Below are 1,117 nucleotides of genomic sequence, written 5' to 3'. Positions count from 1 at the left end.
CAAAACGGCAAGCCGACAAGTTTGGACCTAAAGAACTAACTGCTGCTGGCGCCCAAAAAAACCCATATTTATTTGTTACTGCGCTTGCGCCGTTGGCGAAAAAATTGCAGCCACTGAATGCTGCATCCCAATTCTTGGCTTCCGACAAAACTCCAGAACCGCTGTTGTTATAAAATTTGCAGCCCGAGAAAATAATGTCTTGATAAAGCCCCGTGTCAAAAACTCGAAGGCCACACGCTTCAATGTTGCCGCCAGTCAATTTTCCAGCAGAGGCAAACCAGCAAGCGTTAAAGTTCAATTGCTGTTTTGTGCCTGCGCCTTGAATCGTCACACAATCTGACGATTTGGTGGAGTCAAAAAAACATTGCGTAAAGTAATGGTTTGCTGCTCGCGTGTTGGGGTTAATCAACATGTCGCTGATTAAAAATGCTCCGATGTCGGTGTTTACGGCAAACACAGCATCAACATCATAAATCACAATTCCATAGTTACCCAAGGTATTGCTTTGAGATACATCGTCTTCGCCGCGCAAAAAGCACGAGTTGATTAAAATGTCCTGTTATGCGGATACGATCAAATAATGCGCGCCGTTCGTTTGTCAAATTAAACGAATTGCCAGCGGTTTTTGTTACACTGGAGGCAATGGAAAAATCTTTGAATGTGCGCCAATATGAAATACCAGCATCGTAAAAAACGTCAGCTGTTGCAGAATTTGTTTGAATAATTGTGGAGTCGTTACCTGCTCCATAAATTAACATATTTGATACGCCGGTCAGAATTAAAGCTGAACTGATAAGATACGTACCTGGCGGAATATATATTGCCCCTTTTCCAGCAGCTTTGACGGCATTGATTGCTGCTTGTATTGAAGGCGTGTCATCAGTTACACCATCGCCAACAGCACCAAAATCCTTAACGCTCACGCTCTCGCGCAGCTTGCTTTGTACTGTGCGACCCGCCGCGCCCGTGCCGCTAGGCAAATAGCCCACCAGTGCCGAGCCCTTGGCTGGGTCGGTGTTGTTGGCAAGCTGTACCAAAACATCAGCAGCGCTTCCCGATGCAGGAACAACCGCCACAGGATTGCCGGATGCATCAAAGCCCAGCAGGTTATTAGCTC

The 1,117-nt window shown here is 46.3% G+C and carries 2 protein-coding genes; both read right to left on the bottom strand.

Annotated elements, in window-relative coordinates:
• Window positions 1-496: hypothetical protein (locus B7Y67_RS18970; protein WP_293599960.1), on the bottom strand; the 496-nt coding region annotated here is incomplete at its 3' end.
• Window positions 489-1,117, bottom strand: a 629-nt coding sequence (locus B7Y67_RS18965) for a glycosyl hydrolase family 28-related protein (RefSeq protein ID WP_293599959.1), incomplete at its 5' end; no start/stop codon positions are given. The genes B7Y67_RS18965 and B7Y67_RS18970, both read right to left, overlap by 8 nt.

Source organism: Polynucleobacter sp. 35-46-11, assembly GCF_002281105.1.
Note: the sequence above shows the minus strand (reverse complement) of the source record. Positions and strands in the feature narration are given on the sequence as shown.